At 67.1% G+C, this 18,330-nt stretch carries 21 protein-coding genes; 12 read left to right on the plus strand and 9 right to left on the minus strand.

Annotation, left to right across the window (positions count from 1 at the left end; genetic code table 11):
- The 9 genes from CDOO_RS02295 (at position 1) to CDOO_RS02335 (ending at position 8,847) form a co-directional block, all read left to right on the plus strand.
- Positions 1 to 1,413 (plus strand): protoporphyrinogen oxidase, encoded by a 1,413-nt coding sequence (locus tag CDOO_RS02295; RefSeq protein WP_018021369.1) that lies wholly within the window; start codon positions 1 to 3, stop codon positions 1,411 to 1,413.
- Between the two features lie 34 nt (positions 1,414 to 1,447).
- The gene (gene hemL / locus CDOO_RS02300; RefSeq protein WP_018021368.1) at positions 1,448 to 2,776 is read left to right on the plus strand and encodes a glutamate-1-semialdehyde 2,1-aminomutase; all 1,329 of its coding nucleotides are present in this window, start codon (positions 1,448 to 1,450) and stop codon (positions 2,774 to 2,776) included.
- 5 nt (positions 2,777 to 2,781) lie between these two features.
- Positions 2,782 to 3,390, plus strand: a complete 609-nt coding sequence (locus CDOO_RS02305) for a histidine phosphatase family protein (RefSeq protein ID WP_018021367.1) — start codon at positions 2,782 to 2,784, stop codon at positions 3,388 to 3,390.
- Between the two features lies 1 nt (position 3,391).
- Positions 3,392 to 3,997: a TlpA family protein disulfide reductase gene (locus CDOO_RS02310; RefSeq protein WP_018021366.1), complete on the plus strand. Its 606-nt coding sequence runs from the start codon at positions 3,392 to 3,394 to the stop codon at positions 3,995 to 3,997.
- The gene (locus CDOO_RS02315) at positions 3,997 to 4,809 is read left to right on the plus strand and encodes a cytochrome c biogenesis CcdA family protein (RefSeq protein ID WP_018021365.1); all 813 of its coding nucleotides are present in this window, start codon (positions 3,997 to 3,999) and stop codon (positions 4,807 to 4,809) included. The genes CDOO_RS02310 and CDOO_RS02315 overlap by 1 nt, the downstream gene beginning before the upstream one ends.
- Before the next feature lie 35 nt (positions 4,810 to 4,844).
- Positions 4,845 to 6,515, plus strand: coding sequence for a cytochrome c biogenesis protein ResB (locus CDOO_RS02320; protein WP_018021364.1), 1,671 nt, complete (start codon positions 4,845 to 4,847; stop codon positions 6,513 to 6,515).
- 81 nt (positions 6,516 to 6,596) lie between these two features.
- On the plus strand, positions 6,597 to 7,619 hold the full coding sequence (gene ccsB / locus CDOO_RS02325) for a c-type cytochrome biogenesis protein CcsB (RefSeq protein ID WP_018021363.1): 1,023 nt from the start codon (positions 6,597 to 6,599) through the stop codon (positions 7,617 to 7,619).
- Positions 7,620 to 7,741: 122 nt separating this feature from the next.
- Positions 7,742 to 8,581: an SDR family oxidoreductase gene (locus tag CDOO_RS02330; protein WP_018021362.1), complete on the plus strand. Its 840-nt coding sequence runs from the start codon at positions 7,742 to 7,744 to the stop codon at positions 8,579 to 8,581.
- Positions 8,582 to 8,592: 11 nt separating this feature from the next.
- A complete protein-coding gene (locus CDOO_RS02335) occupies positions 8,593 to 8,847 on the plus strand; it encodes a helix-turn-helix domain-containing protein (protein WP_018021361.1) in 255 nt (84 codons plus the stop codon).
- On the opposite strand, the gene CDOO_RS02340 is transcribed toward CDOO_RS02335, so the two are convergent.
- Positions 8,844 to 9,092 carry a hypothetical protein gene (locus CDOO_RS02340; RefSeq protein WP_018021360.1) on the minus strand — a complete coding sequence of 83 codons (249 nt, stop codon included), beginning with the start codon at positions 9,090 to 9,092 and terminating at the stop codon, positions 8,844 to 8,846. The genes CDOO_RS02335 and CDOO_RS02340 overlap by 4 nt on opposite strands.
- 116 nt (positions 9,093 to 9,208) lie before the next feature.
- Here CDOO_RS02340 and CDOO_RS02345 point away from each other — a divergent pair, with 116 nt between their 5' ends.
- Entirely contained in the window at positions 9,209 to 9,529 is a 321-nt protein-coding gene (locus CDOO_RS02345) for a DUF4229 domain-containing protein (protein ID WP_018021359.1), read from the plus strand.
- A 19-nt stretch (positions 9,530 to 9,548) separates the two neighbouring features.
- Here CDOO_RS02345 and CDOO_RS02350 read toward each other — a convergent pair whose 3' ends face one another.
- Both CDOO_RS02350 and CDOO_RS02355 read right to left on the minus strand, forming a co-directional pair.
- Positions 9,549 to 10,457, minus strand: a complete 909-nt coding sequence (locus tag CDOO_RS02350) for an AEC family transporter (protein WP_018021358.1) — start codon at positions 10,455 to 10,457, stop codon at positions 9,549 to 9,551.
- Positions 10,458 to 10,463: 6 nt separating this feature from the next.
- Entirely contained in the window at positions 10,464 to 11,369 is a 906-nt protein-coding gene (locus CDOO_RS02355) for a 1,4-dihydroxy-2-naphthoate polyprenyltransferase (RefSeq protein ID WP_018021357.1), read from the minus strand.
- 98 nt (positions 11,370 to 11,467) lie between these two features.
- Here CDOO_RS02355 and CDOO_RS02360 point away from each other — a divergent pair, with 98 nt between their 5' ends.
- Positions 11,468 to 12,337: a hypothetical protein gene (locus tag CDOO_RS02360; protein WP_026159277.1), complete on the plus strand. Its 870-nt coding sequence runs from the start codon at positions 11,468 to 11,470 to the stop codon at positions 12,335 to 12,337.
- Here CDOO_RS02360 and menE read toward each other — a convergent pair.
- Positions 12,334 to 13,476 carry an o-succinylbenzoate--CoA ligase gene (menE, locus tag CDOO_RS02365; RefSeq protein ID WP_018021355.1) on the minus strand — a complete coding sequence of 381 codons (1,143 nt, stop codon included), beginning with the start codon at positions 13,474 to 13,476 and terminating at the stop codon, positions 12,334 to 12,336. The genes CDOO_RS02360 and menE overlap by 4 nt on opposite strands.
- Positions 13,473 to 13,835 (minus strand): zinc ribbon domain-containing protein YjdM, encoded by a 363-nt coding sequence (locus tag CDOO_RS02370; RefSeq protein WP_018021354.1) that lies wholly within the window; start codon positions 13,833 to 13,835, stop codon positions 13,473 to 13,475. The genes menE and CDOO_RS02370 overlap by 4 nt, the downstream gene beginning before the upstream one ends.
- A gap of 136 nt (positions 13,836 to 13,971) precedes the next feature.
- On the opposite strand from CDOO_RS02370, the gene CDOO_RS02375 reads away from it, so the two are divergent.
- A complete protein-coding gene (locus CDOO_RS02375) occupies positions 13,972 to 15,354 on the plus strand; it encodes an HNH endonuclease (protein WP_245616236.1) in 1,383 nt (460 codons plus the stop codon).
- Here the strand turns inward: CDOO_RS02375 and CDOO_RS02380 are convergent.
- Genes CDOO_RS02380 through CDOO_RS02395 form a run of 4 tightly spaced genes read right to left on the minus strand, consistent with a single transcriptional unit; the run spans position 15,351 to position 18,260 of the window.
- A complete protein-coding gene (locus CDOO_RS02380; protein WP_026159276.1) occupies positions 15,351 to 16,340 on the minus strand; it encodes an IS481 family transposase in 990 nt (329 codons plus the stop codon). The genes CDOO_RS02375 and CDOO_RS02380 overlap by 4 nt on opposite strands.
- Positions 16,337 to 17,089, minus strand: a complete 753-nt coding sequence (locus CDOO_RS02385; protein ID WP_018021351.1) for an ABC transporter permease — start codon at positions 17,087 to 17,089, stop codon at positions 16,337 to 16,339. Before CDOO_RS02385 ends, CDOO_RS02380 begins: the two co-directional genes overlap by 4 nt.
- Positions 17,086 to 18,015 carry an ABC transporter ATP-binding protein gene (locus CDOO_RS02390; protein WP_018021350.1) on the minus strand — a complete coding sequence of 310 codons (930 nt, stop codon included), beginning with the start codon at positions 18,013 to 18,015 and terminating at the stop codon, positions 17,086 to 17,088. Before CDOO_RS02390 ends, CDOO_RS02385 begins: the two co-directional genes overlap by 4 nt.
- A complete protein-coding gene (locus tag CDOO_RS02395) occupies positions 18,012 to 18,260 on the minus strand; it encodes an AbrB/MazE/SpoVT family DNA-binding domain-containing protein (protein WP_018021349.1) in 249 nt (82 codons plus the stop codon). Before CDOO_RS02395 ends, CDOO_RS02390 begins: the two co-directional genes overlap by 4 nt.
- Positions 18,261 to 18,330: the final 70 nt, after the last annotated feature.

The raw sequence follows: 18,330 nt of genomic DNA on the forward strand, positions 1-18,330 counted from the left end.
TTGCGTTACGCCATCATCGGCGCGGGCCTGGCGGGGCTGACCGCCGCCGTGGAGATCCACCGCCGCGACCCCGATGCCCAGATCGACGTGTACGAGGCCGCCGACCGCATCGGCGGCAAGCTGTTCACCGCGCCCTTCGAGTCGGGCCCGACCGACGTTGGGGCGGAGGCGTTCCTCGCCCGCAACTCGGAGGCCAGGGAGTTCTTCGACTCGCTCGGGCTCGCGGAGTCCGTCGTCTACCCCTCGGGGCTGGCCTCCGCCCTGTACTCGGGCGGGGAACTCCAGCTCCTGCCGCAGAACACGGTGATGGGCATCCCGGGTACTTCGGCACCCGTCGCGCACCTGGTCAGCGACGAGACCCGCATGCGCATCGACGCCGAGGAGGCTGCCGAGCCGCTCAACTGGGTGGTCGGGGAGGACCGAAGCGTCGGCGATCTCGTGCGCCGGCGCTACGGCGACGAGATCGCGGACCGCACGGTCTCCGCACTGCTCGGCGGGGTCTACTCCTGCAGCGCCGACGACCTCGGCGTGCGGGCGACCATCCCCGCGCTGGCGGAGGCGCTGGACCAGCTGGTCCTGAGCAACAAACACACCACTCTTTCCGCGGCGATCAAGATCATGCTGTCCGCCCGGCCCGCCCCGGTGGGCGAACCGCAGCCCGTCTTCGGCGCCTTCCGCGGCGGCTACGCGGAGCTCTACGAGGCGCTCGCCGAGGAGTCGGGCGCGGACATCTACCTCGACGCCTTCGTCTCCGCCGTGACCCGCACGCCCGACGGGTTCCGGGTCACCGGCGGTGAGGACGCCACCTACGACAAGGTTCTGCTGGCCACTCCCGCGCCCACGACCGCCCTGCTGCTCAAGTCCCTCGCCCCGGACGCCTCGCAGACGCTGAAGTCGGTCAAGCTGGCCAACTCGGTCGTCGTGGCCATGAAGTTCGACTCCGCCGAGGGCCTGCCGGACTACTCCGGCGTGCTCGTGGCCGCGGACGAGCCGGATGTGCACGCCAAGGCGTTCACGTTCTCGTCAAAGAAATGGCCGCACCTCGCCGAGCGCGGGGGAGCCCTGGTGCGCGCGAGCTTCGGCCGGTTCGGCGACCAGATCGCGCTGACCACCGACGAGGACACCCTGGTCGACTGGGCGCTCGATGACCTCCAGGCGATCACGGGTTTCGACGGCCGCGAGGCGGGGCTGAGCGAGATCCTCACGCAGCGCTGGTTCGGCGGGCTGCCGTGTTATGACGCGGACCACGTGGCCACCGTCGAGAAGTTCCGTTCCGAGCTTGCCGCCGTGGCCGGTGTCGAGGCGACCGGAGCCTGGGCCGACGGTGTCGGTGTCCCGGCCGTGATCGCCGACGCGCGCGCGGCGGCGGCCCGGCTGCTGGGCGACAACCAACTGGGCGGCATCCAACCTTAGGACTACCCCGGGGCGTGCCCTACAATGGGCAGCTATGACCCAGCCTGACGTGACATCTGCACACACCGGGCGCTCGAAAGAACTCTTCGACCGCGCCCGCACCGTCACCCCCGGAGGCGTGAATTCCCCCGTCCGGGCCTTCGGCTCCGTCGGCGGCCAGGCACGATTCATCGCCTCGGCCAAGGGTTCGCGCCTGACCGACGTCGACGGCAACGAGTACGTCGACCTGGTGAACTCCTGGGGCCCGATGCTGAACGGCAACGCCCGCGAGGAGATCACCGCGGCCGTGGTCGACGCGGCCTCGCGCGGTCTGTCCTTCGGCGCGCCCACCCTCGGTGAGATCGAGCTCGCCGAGGAGATTGTCTCCCGCACCTCCGCCGAGCAGGTCCGCCTGGTCAACTCCGGCACCGAGGCGACCATGAGCGCGGTGCGCCTGGCGCGTGGTTTCACGGGTCGGCCGAAGATCATCAAGTTTGAGGGCTGCTACCACGGCCATGTCGACGCGCTGCTGGCGTCTGCGGGCTCGGGCGTGGCCACCTTCGCGCTTCCGGATTCCCCCGGAGTGACCGGCGCCTCCGCCGCCGACACCATCGTCGTGCCCTACAACGACGTCGACGCCGTGCGCGCCGCGTTCGCCGAGCACCCGGGCGAGATCGCCGCGGTCATCACCGAGGCCGCGGCGGGCAACATGGGCACCGTCGCCCCGCGCGAGGGTTTCAACGCCGCGCTGAAGGAGATCGCCCACGAAAACGGCGCGCTGCTCATCCTCGACGAGGTCATGACGGGTTTCCGCACCTCCTACCGCGGCTGGTACGGCGTCGACGGCGTGGCGGGAGACTTGACGACGTTCGGCAAGGTGGTCTCCGGAGGCCTTCCCGCCGCCGCCTTCGGTGGCCGCCGCGACATCATGGAGCACCTCGCTCCCTCCGGCCCCGTCTACCAGGCCGGCACGCTCTCGGGTAACCCCGTCGCGGTCGCCTCCGGCCTGGCCTCGCTCCGCCTCGCCGACGAGTCCGTCTACCCCGTGCTGCACGCCCACGCCGACCGCCTGTCCGCGCTGATCAGCGAGGCGCTCACCCGCGAGGGCGTGGCGCACCACATGCAGCGCGCGTCCACGATGCTGTCCGTGCGTTTCGCCGAGGGGGAGGGCCACAACTTCGCCGACATGAAGGCCGCCGACACGTTCCGTTTCCCGGCCTTCTACCACGCGCTCCTCGACCACGGCGTCTACGGACCGCCGAGCGCCTACGAGACCTGGTTTGTCTCGACGGCGCTCACGGACGATGATTTCGAGAAGATCGAGGCCGCCCTCAAGCCGGCGGCCCAGGCTGCAGCCGCCGCTGTGGCTGACAACGAGGGGTAAGAATCATGAGCACCACCATCGTCCACCTGGTCCGCCACGGTGAAGTACACAACCCGGAGAAGATCCTCTACGGGCGCATGCCCGGCTACCACCTGTCCTCCCGGGGCCGCAGCCAGGCCGCGCGCACCGCGAAGTCCTTCGAGGGGCACGACATCGCCGCGCTCATCGCCAGCCCGCTGACCCGCGTGCAGGAGACCGCCGAGCCCTTCGCCGAGCTCACCGGCCTGGAGATCATCACCGACGAGGACGTGCTCGAGGCGGGCAACCGCTTCGAGGGCCTGCGCACCAAGGGCCTGCGGTCCCAGCTGTGGAACCCCGTGCGCTGGCCACTGATGGTCGATCCCTCCCTGCCCAGCTGGGGCGAGCACTACAAGGACATCCTCTCCCGCATGATGGACGCCATCGAACGCGCCCGGCTCATGGCGGAGGGGCATGAGGCGATCGTCGTCACGCACCAGCTGCCCATCGTCATGGTGCAGCGTTCCGTGCGCGGGCAGTCGCTGGCCCACAATCCGGCCGCGCGCGAGTGTGACCTGGCCAGCGTGACCTCGCTGATCTTCCAGGACGAGAACATCACCGACCTCGTCTACGCGACCCCCGCCAGGGACATCTAACATGCTGCGTCGGACGTTGCTCGGCCTGTTCGTGGTGTCGGCCAGCCTGCTGGTTGCCTGCGGCCAGTCCGAGGAATCCGCCCAGAACGCCGTCGCCGTCGGCGGTGGCGGCACCTTCGAGTTCCACTCGCCGGGCGGGGAGACCCAGATCTTCTACGAGCCCGGGGACCGCCAGCCGCTGCCGGGCTTCTCCGGCGAGGATCTCATGGAGGAGGGCAAGACGACGTCGTTGAGTGACTTCGACGGGCAGATCGTCGTGCTCAACGCCTGGGGGCAGTGGTGCGCGCCGTGCCGCGCGGAGGTCGACGACCTGCAGGCCGCCCACGCCGAGCTCCAGGCCAGCGGCTCCGGGACGGTGCTGGGCATCAACGTGCGCGACTACCAGCGCGAAGCGGCGCAGGACTTTGTCACCGACAACGGGGTGAGTTACCCGTCGATCTACGATCCGCCGTTCCGCACGGCCGTCGCCCTCGGCGGTGTGCCCAGCTCGGTCATCCCCACCACGGTGATCCTCGATAAACAGCACCGCCCGGCCGCGGTCTTCCTCCGCGAGGTCACGGCGGACGACATTCTTGAGGTCACCCGGCAAGTGGAGCAGGAGGGCTAGTGGAACTACTGCTAGCCCAGGCCTCCGTCGGTGGCGCGTTCGCCGATGCCGCAGCGGCCGGGCCCCTGGCCCTCGGCGTGTTCGCCGCGGCGCTTGCGGGTCTGGTGTCCTTCGCCTCCCCGTGTGTGGTCCCGCTGGTTCCCGGCTACATGTCCTACCTGGCCGGCCTGGTCGGCGGGGAGACCCGCCTGGATGAGAAACACGGCGCGGTGGTGACCCGCACCCGGCAGGGCCGGGTCGTCGGCGCCGCGGCGCTGTTCGTCCTCGGGTTCACGGTGGTGTTTGTCCTGGCCACGGTGAGTGTGTTCGGCATGATGAGCGCGCTCACCCTCAACTCCGACACCCTCATGCGGGTAGGCGGGGTGGTGACCATCGTCATGGGGCTGGTGTATCTGGGACTGGTGCCAGCGCTGCAGCGCGATACCCGCATGGCCCCGAAAAAGTGGACCAACTGGCTGGGCGCACCGCTGCTCGGCGGGGTGTTCGCCCTCGGCTGGACCCCGTGCCTCGGCCCCACGCTGGGCGCGATCATCTCCGTCTCCGTCGGCACCGAGGGCATGACCGCGGTGCGGGGGATCATCCTCATCATCGGCTACTGCCTGGGTCTGGGCCTGCCGTTTGTCCTCGTCGCCCTGGGTTCGGCGCGGGCGATGAACTCCATCGATTTCCTGCGCCGGCATTCCCGCACGATCCAGATCATCGGCGGGGTCGCCATGATCATCGTCGGCGTGCTGCTGCTGTCCGGCGCGTGGAACCTCTTCATCGGCTGGACCCGGCAGTGGACCGTCCAGTTCGGCACCACCCTCATCTAGTTCGGATAGTTCGGATAGTTCGGAGTTAAATCACAGTGCAGACCATCTGGATCTGGATCAAGCGAGCCTGGCGCTGGCTCACCAGCATGCGCACCGCGCTCGTGCTGCTGTTCCTGCTGGCGCTGGCCGCCATCCCGGGAGCCCTGCTCCCGCAGCGCAGCCTCAACGAGACCAACGTCAACGAGTACCTCGCCAACAACGGCCGGGTCGCCGAGGTCTACGACAAACTCCAGCTTTTCGACGTCTTCAGTTCCACCTGGTTCATCGCCATCTACATGCTGCTGATGATCTCCCTGGTCGGCTGCATCCTCCCGCGCACGGTGGATCACTGGCGTGCGTACAAGACGCCCCCCACCCGCGCGCCGAAGAACCTGGGCAGGCTGTCGCTGCATACCACCGGCACGGTGGAGCGACCGTTCGACGAAGTCGTGGCCACGTCGAAACGCCAGCTGCGCCGCTGGCACATGTCGGAGGCCACTCCCGAGCAGGACCGCGCCGGCACTTACTCCATCGCCGCGGAGAAGGGTTACGCCCGGGAGATCGCCAACCTCATCTTCCACATCGCCATCGTGGCGCTGCTCGTCTGCATGGCCGCCGGCCGCATGGTCTATTACGAGGGCCAGCGCATCATGGTCACCAATTCCCAGGCCGAGGCAGCCATTCCGGTGGAGCAGTCGACGGAGTTCTGCAACACCTCGACCTCGAACTTCGACTCCTTCCGCGCCGGGCCCACGATCGACGGCACGGAGCTGACCCCGTTCTGCTTCATCTCCCACAACTTCTTCGCGGACTATCTCCCCAACGGCCAGGCGGAGATGTTCTCCTCCGACATCTCCTATGCGGTGGGGGACCAGATCCTCGACGACCCGGAGACCTGGCAGGACTACCAGGTCCAGGTCAACCACCCGCTGCGGGTGGCGGGCGACCGCATCTACCTGCAGGGCCACGGCTTCGCCCCGCAGTTCACCGTCACCTGGCCCAACGGCGAGTCTCGCACCCAGATGCTCCAGTGGGAGCCCTCGGACCCGACGTTCTTCCTGTCCTCGGGCATCATGCGTTTCGACCCGCCCGCCGGAATGTTCCCCGACCTCTTCGAGCGCCGCCAGAACCAGCTCGCCATCCAGGGCCTCTTCGCCCCCACTGCGGAGTGGAGCGGTGAGAACGGCGAGCTCCTGCAGTCCGCGTTCCCCGCGATGAACGACCCGGCCGTCGCCGTGGACGTCTACCGCGGCGATGCCGGCCTGGACACCGGCTCCGCGCAGTCCATCTGGGAGCTCGATCCGGGTCTCATCCACTCCGGGCAGCTCCAGCGCGTGGAGCGGGTCAACCTGCAGAAGGGGGAGTCGGTGACGCTTGACGACGGCTCCGTCATCACCTTCGACGGCGCCGCCGAGTTCGCGAACTACCAGATCTCCCACGACCCCTTCCAGGTCTGGGTGCTCATCTCCGCGCTGGCCATGCTCGCCGGCCTGGTCGGTTCGCTGCTCATCAAACGCCGCCGCATCTGGGTGCGGCTCACCCCCTCCGCCGACGGAGCCTCCACCGTCGTGGAGATGGGCGGCCTCGCCCGCACCGACCGCGCCGGCTGGGGCGACGAGTTCGACCGCATCGCCCGGGAGATCCTCGAGCGGGAGGATCCGGACGAGGTCGAGGAGGATTCGCTCGTCGACGACGACATCATCGCGGTCAATCCTCCGAAAGTTTGAGTCCGCCCCCTGAGGTGGGGTAGCGTCACACCCGGTATCCGGGTTTTGTTCACCGGTTTTACGTTAGAGGACGGAATTTTTATGCAGGTCGATCAGACCCTCTCCAACTACTCGGACATGGCGTTCCAGACGGCGTTCGTCGTCTACGTCGTGGCCCTGTTCGTCTCGGTGTTCTTCTACGTCCGCATGCAGTCGGTCATCGACGCCCGCCGCGAACGAGCCGCGGCCGTCCCCGAGCGCGAACTCGTCGCCGCCGACGGTTCCACCGTCGTCTCTGACACCGGCGATGACGGCGACACCGGCGTATCGACGCCCGTCGCCACCGATCCGTCCAGGCACGAGGCACGCGCCGACAAACTGGCCGGCATGACCCAGGCCCTCGTCTGGCTGGGCATCGTCTTCCACGCCGCCGCGGTGATCCTGCGTGGTTTCGCCACCGGCCGATTCCCCCTGGGCAACCTGTGGGAGTACGTCCTCATGGTCACCCTGGGTGTCATGATCGTCATCTCCGTCGCGCTGACCCGCAAATCTTGGCGACCCCTGTGGCCCTGGGTACTCACTCCCATGCTGGCGCTCATGGCCTACGGCGCGATCGACCTCTACGCCGAGTCCGCCCCGGTGGTCCCGGCCCTGCAGTCGAACTGGCTGCCGATTCACGTCACCACCATCTCCGTCGGCGCGTCGATAGGCATCGTCTCTGGCATCGCGTCCCTGCTCTACCTGTTGCGCGTCTGGCAGGCCCCGGGCCAGGAGAAGGGCATCTTCGGCGCTCTGGCCAAGCCGCTGCCGTCGGCCAAGACACTGGATTCGCTGGCGTACAAGTCGGCGATCGTCACCCTGCCGGTGTTCGGCCTGGGTGTCATTCTCGGGGCCATCTGGGCGGAGTCCTCGTGGGGACGTTTCTGGGGCTGGGACCCCAAGGAGACGGTCGCCTTCGTCACGTGGATCATCTACGCCGCGTACCTGCACGCCCGCGCCACCGCCGGCTGGAAGGTGTGGGGCACCGCGTTCATCAACATCCTGGCGCTGGCCACGATGATCTTCAACCTGTTCTTCATCAACATGGTGGTCTCGGGCCTGCACTCCTACGCCGGGCTGAACTAGCTCGCGCAAGCCCGCCGAAGCACCCAAACCGTCCAGACGTCTGGACGGTTTTTGGGTTGGCGCGGCCAACCCACCCCAAATCGTCCAGACGTCTGGACGATTTCATCGGCAGAATAGGGGCCATGTTGATTCCTCCCGTCCTGCCCGTCCCGCGCGATGGCATTGCTGTGGTCACCGGCGCCTCCTCTGGGATCGGCGCCGCCGTCGCTGAGGCGCTGGTCAACCTCCCGGGCACCCGCTTCCGCGTCATCGGCACCACCCGCGATCCGGCCAGCATCACCAACCCGATTGAGGGGGTCGAGTGCCTCGCCCTCGACTTGACCGACCCCAGTTCCATCGCCTCTTTCGCCCACGAGATCCTCGAGCGCGGGGTCCCCTCCGTGCTGGTCAACAACGCGGGGGAGAGCCAGGCTGGGCCGCTGGAGGAGCTGCCCCGCGAGGCGCTGGAGCGACTGTTCCAGACCAACGTCCTCGGCCACATCGACCTGACGCAGCGTCTGCTCCCCGCCATGCGGGAGGCGGGCGAGGGCCGGATCGTCATGGTCGGTTCCATGCTGGGAAGCTTCCCGCTGGCGTTCCGCTCCAGCTATGTGGCATCGAAAGCGGCGATAAAGGGATTCGGGTTTGCGGCCCGTCGAGAAGTGCGCCCCTTCGGCATCGGTATCGCGGTGATGGAACCCGGATCGATCAACACGGGGCTATCTCAGCGTCGGACAAAATACGTGGATGCGGACGGCCCCTACGGCCGGGAATTCGACACCATGCTGCGCAGGCTCGACGCCAACGAATCCTCCGGGGTCTCGGCGGAGCGGGTGGCCGAGGAGATCCTCGCGGCGGTGCTGGACAAGCGACAGAAACCCCTCTATGCGGCGGGTTCCCTCGCGCCGGTCGTCTTTCCCCTGTCGCGGATCCTGCCCCGAGAGACGATGCACCGGGTGATCAACCGCAGGCATGGTCTGTAAGGTGCCGGGGTATGACCCAGTCGAACCCGCGGAACAAGGGCGGTAAACCCGCTAGCGACGACCCCGTGCTCCAGGAACTCGGCGCTCAACTGGCGGAGCGTCGCCGTGAGCTCGGTCGGTTGCAGCAGGATGTGGCGGGTGCCGCCGGGGTGTCCCGGTCGACCCTGCACACCATCGAGCACGGCGGCACCGGGGTGCGCTGGGAGAAGGTCAAGGCCGTGGCCGAGGAGCTGGGGCTGCAACTTAGCTTGACGACGAAAGACTAGCCCTCACCCCGCCGCCTCCGGCGTTCCTCCTCATCGCGCTCAGCCTGCTCGCGTGCCTCACGCTCGCGCCGCTCCTTGAAACGCTGTTTCTCGATGTTCCAGAGGAAGTCCGGATCATCATCCGGCCCCTTGATCTCGGCGGGCGGCGGGTTCGTCGGGCCCGTGCGTCGGCTGGGCGGGCCGAACGCCTTCCACAGCAGCCAGACGGCCAGTACGACCAGCCCCAGCAGTAGCAGTCTTCCCATGGGTATGTACCTCCTTGCGCCAAGGATACGTGGTTGTCGGATCATACTTTCGGGTGAGTACGCTGGGGCAGGTGAGTAGCAGCCCCGTGTCAGAGAACCCTGTGTCAGAGAACCCTGTGTCAGAGAACCCCGTGCCTGCCCAGCCCGAACTCGACCCCGAGGTGCGGAGCCGGGCCAACCGCGCTGCGGTGAAGTACGGGCTGGCCCGTCTCGGCCTCTTTGTGGTGCTGACCGTGGTGATCCAGCTGCTGGCCACGCTCATCGGTGCGCCCGTGCCGGTGGTGATGTCGGCCCTATTTGCGCTGATACTGGCCTTCCCCCTCTCCATGCTGGTGTTCTCCGGGATGCGGCGGGAGGCCACGCAGGCGGTGGCGGCGTGGTCCAAGCAGCGCAAGGACCGCAAGGAATGGGTCCGCAGCGAGCTGTCCGCGCGCTAGCGCCTGCGGATGCTGAACATCAGCGCCCGAACAGCCACGCGATGACGAGCATCGCGGGCATGGACAGGAACGTGGTCAGGAACACGGTGTCCCGGGCGATGGTTTCGCCCCTGCGGTAGGTCGCGGCGTAGTTGTACACGTTCTGCGCCGTCGGTAGTGCGGAGAGGATCACGGCGGCGTACATGAGGTCGCCCCGCACGCCGATGACCAGGCAGATAAGCCACGCAACCACAGGCATGCCCGCGATCTTCAGCGCGGTGGCCGCCAGCGTGCCCACCCGGTCGGGCCGTGAAGAGAGCACCCCGCCCGCGGTGAGCGAGGCGCCGAAGCTCATGAGGATCATGGGGATGGACGCGCCGCCGAGGATGCGGATCGGCTCCATGACCGGGTCCGGAATGGTGAGGTCCGAGATCGACACGAGCAGGCCCGCGACCGAGGCGAGAACGACGGGCGAGAGCAGCGCGTCCCGCACCGACCTGCCCACCCCGGAGGAGCCGAGGAACGCGAGGATGACGGGCGTGAACACCGCCATCTGGATCATCAGCGTGGGAATGACGTGGGTCGCCTCACCCAGGACATAAATGGACACGGGCAGGCCCATGTTCACGGAGTTGTAGTAGCTGGAGGAGGCCGCGCCCATCGTCGTGGTCGCCCGGTCCTGTCGGAAGAACAGCCGGGAGAGGGCGAGGTAGATGAGCGATGTGAGCACGGTCGCCAGGGAGACGACCACCAGCACCGGGGAGGCGAAGTGCCCCGGGTCGGACACCGCGACGGAGGAGAAGATCAGCGAGGGGGTGGCCGCGTAGAAGGCCACCCGGTTGAACATCAGCCGGGCGTCGCCCGGTCCGATGATCCCGCGCCGCGCCAGCAGCCACCCCGTGCCGATGACGGCGAAGATGATGGCGAAGGCGGTGAAGACATCAAACACCTCGGATCAGGCTCCGATAAACAGCAGCGCGGCGGTGACCAGGGACCACACGAGCATGGCCCGGCCGTTGGCCCCCAGCACGGGGATGAGTTCGGCGCCCCGCGCCCCGCGGGCGACCCGGGCGATGCCGGGGTAGGCGAGGGGAGCGACCAGCACGCCGATGGCGAGCGGCCACCACGCGAGGGTGAGCAGGGCGGAGACGAGGAAGGGGACGGAGGTCAGGGAGATGAAGAGGCGTCGGGAACGGGCGTCGCCAAGCGTCACCGCCATGGTGCGTTTCCCGGCCTCGGTGTCGGAGGGGATGTCGCGGATGTTGTTGGCCAGGTTGACGCTGGCGGAGATGGAGCCGATGGCGACGGCGCAGGCCACGCCCACCCAGGTCACCGTGCTGGCCTGGGTGTACTGCGTTCCCAGAACCGCGACGAGCCCGAAGAAGACAAACACGGCGATCTCGCCGAGCCCGCGGTAACCGTAGGGGTTCTTGCCTCCGGTGTAGAACCAGGCGCCGGCGATGCACACCGCGCCGACGAGGATGAACCACCAGGCGCTGAGCAGGGACAGCACGATCCCGGCGACCCCGGCGACGCCGAACGCGATGAACGCCGCGCGTTTGACGTGCGCGGGACGGGCCAGCCGACCACCGGTCAACCGGGTCGGGCCGGTGCGGTCCTCGTCGGTTCCGCGGATGCCGTCGGAGTAGTCGTTGGCGTAGTTGACGCCGATGATCAGTGCCCAGGCGACCACGAGAGCGAGCAGTGCCCGCACCCAGGACCACTGGCCCGCGAAGGCGGCGGCGCCGGTGCCGACGATGACGGGGCTGAACGCGTTGGCCCACGTGTGCGGGCGTGCCGCCTGGAACCAGTCCCGGGGCGTGGCAGAGAAGGTGCCGGAGAAGTCAGACATGACCGTCATTGTTCCCCATCGATCGCACCGTGCGGATCTCCGGGTGGGGCACGGCTACAGTGTGGGAGGTATTTATCACCGCGGCGGTACGGAAGGGAGGGGTCACCTTGTGGATTGACTATGTCGCCCATCAGGTCGCCACGGCCGTGCCGAACTTCCTTCGCTCCGTACCGCTCATGGTGGGCAACCGGGTGTCCCGGCGACGGATCCCCGCCACCTCAGCGGAGAACGTGATCATCTCCCTGACCAGCCACGGAAAGCGTCTTCGGCACGTCCACCTGACCATCGAGTCCATCGTGCGCGGCAACCTTTCTGCCCCGGTGATCCTGTGGCTCGACCCGGAGGACTTCGACGCCGAGTGGCCGCCGTCGCTGCGTCGGCTGGTCGCCCGCGGCCTCGACGTGCGCCGTTCGCCGGGCCATTTCGGCCCGCACACGAAGTACTGGGGCACGTTCCAGGAGGTCGCCGGGACCGGCACACGCGTGGTCACCGTCGATGACGACATGATCTACCCCGAATGGTTCCTCGAACGGCTCCTGTTCATCGCCCAGCTGCGTTCGGACTGCGTCGTGGCGTACCGGGCGCACAGGATCGAGCTTCGCGACGGCCACCTGCTGCCCTACAAGAAGTGGAGCGCCGCCAACACCTCGGACGCCTCCCTCCTGCACTTCGCCACCGGCGTCTCCGGGGTGTTCTACCCGGCGGATTTCGTGGCCTACGTGGTGGCGCAGGGGGAGGCCTTCATGGAGGTGTCCCCGCGTGCCGACGACGTCTGGCTACACGTCTGCGCACTGCGCTCGAACCATCCCGTCCGGCAGGTCTTCTCCCATCCGCGCAACTTCGCCGTCAACCCGCCGGCGCAGCGGGAGGCGCTGCGCGTGGGCAACCTCTCGGGTGGCAACGACGTGCAGATCTCCCGGGCCTACACCGCCGACGACGTGGCCCGGCTGGTGGAGATCGCCGCGGCGGAGGACTAGTCCGACACAGGCTGGAACAGCCCCGCCACCGCCCGGCGATCCACCTTGCCCGGGCCGATGAGCGGGAGCGCGTCGACCTTGCGCAGGTCCTTGGGGATCTGCCAGCGCGGGAGGTGATCGAGGTTCTCCATCACCTCCGACACCGTGGCGCTTCCCTCGTAGGCGGCGACGACGGCCTGCCCGAAGCGTGGATGGGGGATGCCGACGACGCAGGCGTGGGAGACGCCGTCGACAAGCATCAGTTCCCGCTCGAGGACCTCGGGGTGGAGTTTGAGTCCGCCGGTGTCGATGACGGCGTCGAGTCGGCCCGTCACGACGAGGCGGCCGTCGGAGATCTCGCCGCCGTCGGAGGTGGCGAACCAGCCGTCCTCCGCGAAGGCCTCGTGACCCGGGGCGTTCCGGTAACCGGCGGCGATCATCGGCCCGCCGAGGTGGATGCGCCCGCCGGTGACCCGCACCTTCGCGCCGGGAATCGGCCGGCCGTCGTAGACGCATCCGCCGGCCGTCTCCGAGGATCCGTAGGTGGTCACCACGTTGATGCGCAGGTCCTCCGCCGCGCGCAGCAGCTGTGGATTGGTCGCGGCCCCGCCGACCAGCACCGCGTCAAAGGCCCGCAGCGCCTCGATGCCGGCGAGGGTGTCCATGGCCTTTGCCAGCTGCATCGGAGCCAGGGAGGTGTACGAGCGATCGCCGGTGGCGGCAAGCTCACCTGCGGCAGCGGCGAACTTATCGACGTCGAATCCAGCCGACACGTCCAGGCACAACGGGTCGATACCCGCGATGAGCGAACGCACCAGCACCTGGATGCCGGCGATGTGGTGGGCGGGCATAGCGAGCAGCCACTGCCCGGACCCACCGAGGACGTGGTGGGTGGCATCGGCGCTGGCCACGAGGTTGGCGGGCGTGAGCTGCGCGCCCTTGGGGGTGCCGGTGGAACCCGAGGTGGCCACGACCAGGGCCACGTCCGCGGAGATCGGCTGGCCCGCCAGCTGTGAGCGGCGCAGGAGCTCGGTGCGCTCGCGGTCATGCGCGGGGACGGGGAGGTAGGTGGCCTGTCCGGCGATGGCGTCTTCCAGGGCGTCGAGAAGCGTCGCCGGGTTACGGGGGTCGACGGGGAGGACGTCGAGGGTGCGGGTCATGCCTTCTTCACTACGGAGCACTTGAGATACATCTGACCCGCGCCGGGGATCTTGGCGGCGATGTCGTGACCGTTGACGGGTTCGTCGAGAAGTTTGATGCCGGTGACCTTCGTGCCGCGTTTGATCGGGGCCCCGCCTTTGACGTTGAGGTTCTCGGTGACCGTGACGGTGTCCCCGTCGACGAGCTGGTTGCCCACCGCGTCGAGGAACTTGGGGGCGGCCTCGGCAGCGTCGGTCGTTTCGGCGGTCGCGGTGGTTTCCTCGAACTCATGCCCGCACATGGGGCAGACGATCAGCGCGCCGTCCTGGTAGGTGTACTCGCTGGCGCATTCCGGGCACGGCGGCAGGTTTTCGCTCATGGGGGAGACTCTAGCCGGGTTCACAGGTGGTGTTCGAACAACTCGACGAGGCGTGTCCACCCCGGTTGTTATCGTGTGCCGCGTAACAGAAATTTTCTCATCCGGGGGGATAACAATGCAGGTCACTGCACCTTTCTTGAATCGGCTCACGGACGGCGAACTCGTCCACGAACTCACCACCGCGCACGGCGGCATGACGGTCAATCAGGCCGCGTTTGTGCTTCACCTGGCGGAGTTTGACCGTCGGGAGCTCTACCGCGAACAGGGTGCCTCGTCGACGGTCGCGTGGCTGGGCAGGCGGCTGAACATCGGCAGGTCGGCGGCCTATGGATACGTGCAGACGTCCAAGTCCGTCGTCGGTTTCCCGTCGGTCGCCGCAGCGTTTCTCGCAGGCGAGCTCACCTACTCCCAGGTGCAGCTCCTGTGCAGGTATCTCACGGAAAGCAACGAACTCGAGCTGCTGGCGCTGGCCACGTCGATGTCCGTGCGTGAGCTGGAGATGGCGCTGGCCGGCCACCCGCCGGGAGGGGAGGGGGAGGGCGGCGAGCGGCCGCGGACGGACCACTTCGATGTGTGGATCGACGACCACGGGCGCTACCGGTTCAGTGGCGAGCTCTCGCCCGCGCTCGGCGCGCAGTTCCTGGCGGCGATCAAGATCGGTGAGCTCGCCAACGTCCGGGATCTGGCGGAGATCGAGGAGGAGAGGCTTGACGACGACAACGAGCTTGACCACCTCCTCGCCGAGGCAGACGCCCCGGAAAAGGAGCGGTCCGTCACGCGCTTTGGCCCCGCCATGAAGGCCGATCTACTGCCGGGGTTCATCGGGATGGTGAACCTCGCGCGTTCCTCGAAGACGAGCGCGGCGCGGGCGCCGGGTGCCCAGGTGCACGTGGTGGTCACCGAGGACGGGCACGCCTTCATGCCGCTCAACCCCGCGGCTCCCTCCGAATCGCTGCTCGGACTGGTCAACGACGGTGAGCTACGCGGCTACCTGCTCGACTCGAAGGGGGTCGCGCTGAAGATGGGCCGCAAGAGGCGCCTGGCCTCGCGGTCCCAGGAGTCGGCGCTGCTGGTGACCTGGCAGTTCCGGTGCGCCACGCCCGGCTGCTGTCACACAAGATTCCTGGAGTTCCACCACATCAAGCCCTGGCAGGAGGGTGGACTGACAGACATGGAGAACCTGATCCCGTTGTGCTCCTCCTGTCACGCGCTGGTCACCGACGGGCAGATCCAGATCATTGAGCATCCCACCGATGCGCACCGCCTGGTGTTTCTGTTCACCGACGGGACCCGGTTTGTGTCGCTGAACCGGGGGATGCCGGTGAGGGACGACTCCGACAAGGACGTGATCACCGCAAAGCCCGCCGTCGTCGCAGTCGGGGACTGGGACGAGAACCCTGACCTCGGGTTCGCGGACGATGACGGTGATGACAGCGAAAAATCGTCCAGACGTCTGGACGATTTCAGCAGCCCTGTGGAACAGATGCTGGAGGAGTTACTCGCTGGAGTGGGTGCCTAGTTGTACTGACCGGGGACGTTGATCAATCGTGAGAAGGGCGGCTGGCCTCCGCAGGCGGTGTGCGGTCGGTGCTGGTTGTACTCGTGGAGCCAGTCGGTGAGGGCATCGCGGCGTTCTTTCTCGCTCGTGTAGCAGCGCGCATATGCCCAGCCGTCGGCCATGGTGCGGTGGAATCGCTCGACCTTGCCGTTGGTCTGTGGGCGGTATGGCCGCGTTCGCTTCGGAGTGATCGATAGAGCCTCGCACGTGTCTCGCCACAGGTGAGAGCGGTACGCACCACCGTTATCGGACAAGATGCGCTCAATAGCGACCCCTCGGTCGGCGAACCACTCGACCGCTCGATGCAGGACTCCGACGGCGGTGGCAGCGGATTCGTCGTTGTGAACCTCGGTGTAGGCGACGCGCGAGTGGTCATCGATGATTGTGTGCACGAACGCATACCCGAGCTTGGGGTTGCGCCACTTGTTCTTCGGCTTGCCGGGAGTGACGGCACGATTCCTCGATCCTTGACGTCGCCCGACGTATCGCCAGCCCCCACCGTCGGGGATGTTCCCGAGCTTCTTGACGTCCACGTGCACGAGCGAGCCAGGGTGGTCGTGTTCGTATCGGCGGATCGGATCGCCGGTGGCACGGTCGACGTAGGAAAGTCGATTCATGCGCGCGGTCGTGAGGATGCGGTGGACCGTGGCCGGGGCGATGCCGAGTCGGGCTGCAAGTTGAACAGGCCCTTCCCTCAGGCGCATTCGTAGGCTCACGCACCGTTTTGTCGTCTTCTTGCTCGTCTTGTTCGGTGAGGACTTCGGACGTGACGACCGGTCTTGCATCGGCTCGCCAGCGAGGTAGCGGTCGACCCACCGCTTCACGGTTGGCCACGACACCTGGAAGCGGGCAGCGACTTCGCTGATCGGCCATCCTTCGTCGACGACGAGGCGGGCGACCTTGAGTCGGTGGCGAGGTGTGAGAGCGGCGTTCGCGTGCGTCGTCATCGGACCGGCTCCCACTGGAAGCGCCACCGGCCAACGAGAGCAGCGACGGCGAGTACAACGCACAGAAGAAACACCGGCATGATCATGGCGGCTAGTGGGTCGCCGTCCCACGCGTGTTGAGCGGCTTCGACGAACCAACGGACGGGTGAATACTTAACGATCTGCTGAATCGCCGACGGCATCGCCGCCAATGGCGTAAAGGCTCCGGATGTGAGCATGAGCAGGATCATGAGCACGTTCCCTATGCCCGTAGCGGCAGTGGCGGACGGATAGAGCGCAGCAAGCGCGCAACCCACTGCGAGGAAGGTGCTGAGCCCGATGAGGCACACGGCCAGGACACCTGGGACGTGGCTAGGCATGGGCACCCCGAAAACCCCGATCCCAATCGCCAAAGCGGTGAGCATGCCCGCAATACCTACGACGAAGTGCACGGTGAGGCTCGCTGCGATGAAGGTGGAACGACGCAGCGGCGTAAGACTCAGGCGTCGGAGTGCGCCCGTGTCACGAAGGGTCAGCATCGCCACGGGCACCTGGAGGACCCCGGTCATGGCGAGAACAAGAGAGGCGAAGGCGGGCAGGGTCGCATCGAGGAATCCCCGTCCACCGAACTCCGGTCGCGGATCGTTACCGAAGATCACACCCAAGGCCAGCACCAAAACCGGCGCGAAACCGAAAGAGAAGAACAGGCCTACAGGGTCGCGGCGCTGGGAGCGCCATAGGGCTTTGAGAAGGGCTCGATATGCGTTCATGCCGCCTGCTCCTCGGTGGTGATGTGTCGACCGGTGAGGGCCAGGAAGACGTCTTCAAGGCCGGGGGTCGTCGTGCTCATGCTCGTTACGGTGATGCAATGTGCCGCCAGTGCAGCAAGGACGCCCTGCAGCCCGTCCGCAGTGCCGCGGATGGTCAGTTCCCGTCCCTCTGTTCGAGCGCTGGTCACGCCAGGAACTCCGTTGAGGTCGAACTCTGCGCTAGGCGACGCCGACAGGATGAGCTTCGCCGTGGTTTCGCCGGCGTGTTGCTGGATGAGGGAAGCCACTGTGTCCAAAGCAACCAACCGGCCGTGGTCGATGATGGCTACACGGTCGCATAGCCGTTCGGCCTCCTCCATGTAGTGGGTTGTGAGAACGACCGTTGCACCGCTATCGCGGACGTGCTCGACGGTGTCCCACATGTTTCGACGTGACTGAGGATCGAGAGCGGTGGTGAGCTCGTCCAAGAAGGCGAGCTGGGGACGGTTGATCAAGGCGAGGGCGACGAACACTCGTTGACGCTCCCCACCCGAGAGCCTGTCAACGCGGGCGTTGGCCTTGTCCTTGATCCCCAGATCCTTCAGCAGTTCGCGCCAAGGCCGCGGACGCTCGTAGAGGGCGGAGTAGAGCTCGAGGGCGTCCTGCACAGTGAGGCGAGGTGGCAGGGCCGCGCTTTGCAGCTGGACCCCAATTTGCTGAGCCAACGAGTGCTGGTCCTTGATGGGGTCGCAGCCGAGCACCTCGACGTGCCCAGACGAGGGGCGGTCCAGTCCTTCCAGGCAGTTCAACAGGGTCGTCTTACCAGCACCATTCGGGCCCACGACCCCGAAGATCTCTCCTTCGCGGACCTTGAAGGAGACGTCTTCGAGGGCAGTGAAGCTGCCGAAGTTGCGGCTGACAGCCGCACAGCTCACGACATTCTTCATCCCTCATCACCCTCGGAGTCCACGGGGGCCTGATGGCTAGGCATCGCCTGCATGACGATCTGATCGAGCGTCTCCTGGCGCATCAAAGCGATCCCTTGGTTCGCGTCAGCGAGCAGGAGCAGGGTGTCGCCCGGGTGAATATCGAAGAGCTCCCGCGCACCCTTGGGGATGACGACCTGTCCCTTGGGGCCGACCTTGACCGTCGCGGCGTACTTGCCCGGTGGGGGCGTTTGATCCATGTCCATGCTGACCTCCTGGTTGGTGCCACAAGTATAACAAGTGGCACCAACCAGGAGGTGACCTCACGGCATGTAG

Origin of the sequence: Corynebacterium doosanense CAU 212 = DSM 45436 (assembly GCF_000767055.1) — a bacterium.
Lineage (GTDB): Bacteria > Actinomycetota > Actinomycetes > Mycobacteriales > Mycobacteriaceae > Corynebacterium > Corynebacterium doosanense.

Excerpts from the sequence above, each read along its gene's own strand:
- hemL (WP_018021368.1), top strand. The coding sequence starts at position 1,448 with ATGACCCAGCCTGACGTGACATCTGCACACACCGGGCGCTCGAAAGAA.
- CDOO_RS02305 (WP_018021367.1), top strand. The coding sequence starts at position 2,782 with ATGAGCACCACCATCGTCCACCTGGTCCGCCACGGTGAAGTACACAAC.
- CDOO_RS02310 (WP_018021366.1), top strand. The coding sequence starts at position 3,392 with ATGCTGCGTCGGACGTTGCTCGGCCTGTTCGTGGTGTCGGCCAGCCTG.
- ccsB (WP_018021363.1), top strand. The coding sequence starts at position 6,597 with ATGCAGGTCGATCAGACCCTCTCCAACTACTCGGACATGGCGTTCCAG.
- CDOO_RS02330 (WP_018021362.1), top strand. The coding sequence starts at position 7,742 with ATGTTGATTCCTCCCGTCCTGCCCGTCCCGCGCGATGGCATTGCTGTG.
- CDOO_RS02335 (WP_018021361.1), top strand. The coding sequence starts at position 8,593 with ATGACCCAGTCGAACCCGCGGAACAAGGGCGGTAAACCCGCTAGCGAC.
- CDOO_RS02340 (WP_018021360.1), bottom strand. The coding sequence starts at position 9,092 with ATGGGAAGACTGCTACTGCTGGGGCTGGTCGTACTGGCCGTCTGGCTG.
- CDOO_RS02355 (WP_018021357.1), bottom strand. The coding sequence starts at position 11,369 with ATGACGGTCATGTCTGACTTCTCCGGCACCTTCTCTGCCACGCCCCGG.
- menE (WP_018021355.1), bottom strand. The coding sequence starts at position 13,476 with ATGACCCGCACCCTCGACGTCCTCCCCGTCGACCCCCGTAACCCGGCG.
- CDOO_RS02370 (WP_018021354.1), bottom strand. The coding sequence starts at position 13,835 with ATGAGCGAAAACCTGCCGCCGTGCCCGGAATGCGCCAGCGAGTACACC.
- CDOO_RS02380 (WP_026159276.1), bottom strand. The coding sequence starts at position 16,340 with ATGACGACGCACGCGAACGCCGCTCTCACACCTCGCCACCGACTCAAG.
- CDOO_RS02385 (WP_018021351.1), bottom strand. The coding sequence starts at position 17,089 with ATGAACGCATATCGAGCCCTTCTCAAAGCCCTATGGCGCTCCCAGCGC.
- CDOO_RS02390 (WP_018021350.1), bottom strand. The coding sequence starts at position 18,015 with ATGAAGAATGTCGTGAGCTGTGCGGCTGTCAGCCGCAACTTCGGCAGC.
- CDOO_RS02395 (WP_018021349.1), bottom strand. The coding sequence starts at position 18,260 with ATGGACATGGATCAAACGCCCCCACCGGGCAAGTACGCCGCGACGGTC.